Here is a 3,431-nt window from a genome sequence, read left to right as displayed (position 1 = left end):
AGGGCGTAGGCGTAGGGCACGTCGTACGAGGCGGTGGAAAGGCCATTCTCGGCGGTGGCCTCGTGGCTGCCGGGCTTGCTCCAGGTCACGCCGGTCATGACGTTGCCGCTCAGGTCCCAATAACCGATCCGGGTGCTGTCCTGGCTGACGATGGGGTTGTGGGCATTCTCGAAGACGTTGTTCTCGATCAGGCCGATCGCGTCCATGCGCAGGTTGATGCCCGAGACCTCGATGTTCTTGTAGTAATTGTTGTAGATGTGCACGTCCCCGTCGCGCACGCTGGGCGCGCGCGAGCCGATGTTCTCGAAGACGTTGTGATCGTAGGTGATGTAGCGCCCGCCCGCATCGGCGTCGGAATAGCCCACCAGCGACGTCTTGTGATGGTCGTGGAGGTAGTTGTTCGAGATGGTGATGTACTCGGCGCCGCGCTTGATATCGAGCAAACCGTCGTAATAATCCTTGTCCACCGCCAGGGTGCTGTAGAGCTCGTTGTGGTCGATCCAGATGTTTTTCGACGCCCCCTCGATGCCGATCGCGTCCTTGGGACCCGTGGCGACGTCGTGGATCTTTAGGTTCTGGATGATCAGGTTCGACGCGCCACCGCTGACACGGATGCCGATCCCGTCGAAATCCGCGTTGCCGGCGACGCCCACCACCGAGATGTTGCTCTTGCCCGCGATGTTGATCGCATCGACGCCGCTGTTGCCCGGCGTGATCTTGCCGTCGACGTAGATCGTCAGCGGCCCCGTGGCTTTGTCGATCGCCGCTTGGAGCGCCGCGCCGGTGGAAACCGTCACGCTGGAGCCCCCGCTTCCGCCGGTCGTGCCGCCGTACATGGATGCGAAGCCATGAGCCAAATTGTCAGCCATTCGATACCATTTCCCTTCCGCGCTCTTCTGCGGAAATTCTCGTATTGTTTCAAAAATTTATGGTGAATGCTTCTTTACGAAGGCTATTCCTACTCAAAACACCATTCTTTCCGAGCCCAAGAAGGTCCCCGAACCGGAAGCTGCATCCAGCCCGGCTTTCAGGTCATCGGAATGCGTCCCCTGCCCTGCACTCTGGAGAAGCCAGGTTTCAGACAAGCGCTCGCCCCACGACACCACGTCGATGGGGTCGCGACGGGAACGCGAGATGACTCAGGGCTTGGTTCCGGCCAGGGGAATCAGCCGCGCCGCTGTCCGAGGGCGGGGCCCGCCAACGCAACGCTCATCACGATGTCCTCGCTCTAATCGGACCCGCGCCGAAGGGCGCGAAGCCGCGAAAGTGGGGAACGCCTGGGCACGGACGATGCACCGGCCCGGATCGACCGCTCCGAAGCCCGCAGACAATCGCGTGGAGGGAGGAAATCGAAACGACACCGCCCGCCCCGCGCCGACGGCAATGTCATGCAGCAATAAGGCTAAGTTGTGAACCCCAAAATCCAGCCTAAAGCGCCGAATGCTTGCGCATCCAGTGGCTAGAAACGCACAAGTTGAGAGCATGGCGCGCAAATGCGCGCTCGAACGACATTCCTGTTACTTCAAAGCGACACACATTCATCGCTCCGATGGCAATCTCTCGTGCTCCAGGACCTCGCACAGGGACCGCGCGAGCCGCGCGACGAGGCGGCGGGCCTCCGCCTCCTGATGCGCACGCGGGCCCGATTCCGGAGACACGAAGACCTCGCCGGTGATGCCCCCCAGCGGCGTGCGGAAGCTGAAGCGATAGCGGCCGCGATGGCCGCGCTTGAGCACGAAGTGCGGCCAGGGTCCGCACTCGGCGGGGAAGCCGTGCTCTCCGGGCGTCAGACCGCGGACGGCCGCCTCGTCCCGGGTCCTGGGGGGTAGGCGGATCAACGGGCCCGCCCTTCGCCGAGGTCGGCCAGGATCTTGTGCGCGGCCGGACTGGTCGGATCGCGGGCGAGGGCCTGGCGCGCCGCGTCGCGGGCCTCGTCGTAGCTCCGCATCAGGCGCAGGCACCGGCCGAGCTTGATCCAGTGGGCGGCGACATCCGACTGGACCACGGTCAGACGGCGCAGCAGATGGGCGGCCTCGTCGAAACGCCCGCTCGTGAGGCGCGCCTTGGAGAGGACGCGCAGGGCCTCGAAGCGCTCGGGATCGATGTGCAGGAGCTGCGTCGCCAGGGCTTCCTGCCGGGCGGCGTCGCCCTCGGCCACCGCCCGGCGCAGTGCGGAGGCGACCTGAGCGCCGCCCCGACGCATCAGACGGGTGCAGATCGGGTCCTCGGGATTGTCGGCCAGGACGACGGTGGCGGTCCGCACGGCCCCGTCGATGTCCCCGGCCGCTTCCAGTGTCCGCGCCTGCTTGGCGAGACGGCGCGACAGGGACTCGGCCGAGGCGAGCGCCTTGGTGTTGCCGGGATCGGTGCGGGCGGCGCGCCGATAGAGACCGAGCGCCGGCTCCGGACGCCCGGCAAGATCGGCGGCGCGTGCGGCGCGCAACAGGGTCGCGGCATCGCTGTCGCCGGCGCGGTCGACCTGGCCCCAGAGGTCGGCGGCCCGCGTCCAGTCGGCGCGCTTCTCGGCCGCAGAGGCCGCCTCGCGCAGGGTCTTCACGGCATCGGGATCGATGTGCAGGACGAGGTCGTAGGCCTGGGCGGCCGCCTGGAAATCCCCCGCCTGCACCGCCGAGCGGGCGGGTATCAGCCATTGCGCGGCGAGCTTCGAGAGGCTGCGGGCGACCGCGCGGTCGCCGGGACGGAACACGAGGTAGGCGCGCAGGGCCTCCGCGCCGGTGGCCCAGAATTCCTGTGCGAGGGCGTGCTCGCCCGCGGCCTTCAACTGCCGGCAGATGTCGTCGCGGTGCTCCTCCGGCACGCCCTGCGGCGCGGCGCAGACCCGGCGCGCCACCCGCGTCAGGCCCTCGACCCGACCCGCCGCGATCATCCACTGCATGATGGCCAGGGCCGCCTCCGGGTTGGCCTCGGCGAGCGCCTCGGCCACGGCTGCGAGTTCGGCGAAGCGGCCGAGCATGCGAAGGGCCTCGGCCTTGACCGCGAGCGCGACGGTGTCGCCGGGCTCGCGGTCCAGCACCGCGACGGCCAGGGCGAGGCCCGCCTCCGCCTGCCTGGCGCGCAGGTGGCAGCGCGCGGCCTCGATCAGCGGCCAGGTCGCGTCGCGGCGGCAGGCGGCCATTTCGCGCCACATCGCGGCCGCCTCCTCGAAGCGCTTGAGCTTGGTCAGGGCCTTGGCGGCCGTGACCACGGAGGAGGAATTGCGTGGGTTGGCGGCGCGCCCGCGCAGGGCGAAGTCGAGGGCCGTCCCGGGATCGCCCCGGCGCAGGGCCACCTGGGCGATCACCGAGATGCCGGGCGCGCAGGGCGGATCGGCCGCGATGGCGGCACGCGCCACCGCGGACGCCGCGGCGAGGTCGCCCGCCCGCATCGCCTCGGCGGCGCGCAGGTGCATCGGCGCCGCGCCGGGCTCCGCG

At 68.8% G+C, this 3,431-nt stretch carries 3 protein-coding genes; all 3 read right to left on the bottom strand.

Features of this window, described 5'->3' with window-relative positions:
- Positions 1-869 (bottom strand): polysaccharide lyase family 1 protein (locus K2X24_RS10165; protein WP_292497471.1); only part of this gene is annotated, 869 nt, incomplete at its 3' end.
- Positions 870-1,538: 669 nt separating this feature from the next.
- Complete coding sequence (locus tag K2X24_RS10160; RefSeq protein WP_292497468.1) at positions 1,539-1,838, bottom strand: hypothetical protein; 300 nt, start codon at positions 1,836-1,838, stop codon at positions 1,539-1,541.
- Positions 1,835-3,431 (bottom strand): tetratricopeptide repeat protein (locus tag K2X24_RS10155; protein WP_292497467.1); only part of this gene is annotated, 1,597 nt, incomplete at its 5' end. The genes K2X24_RS10155 and K2X24_RS10160, both read right to left, overlap by 4 nt.

This window comes from Methylobacterium sp. (genome assembly GCF_019750675.1).
Lineage (GTDB): Bacteria > Pseudomonadota > Alphaproteobacteria > Rhizobiales > Beijerinckiaceae > Methylobacterium.
Note: the sequence above shows the minus strand (reverse complement) of the source record. Positions and strands in the feature narration are given on the sequence as shown.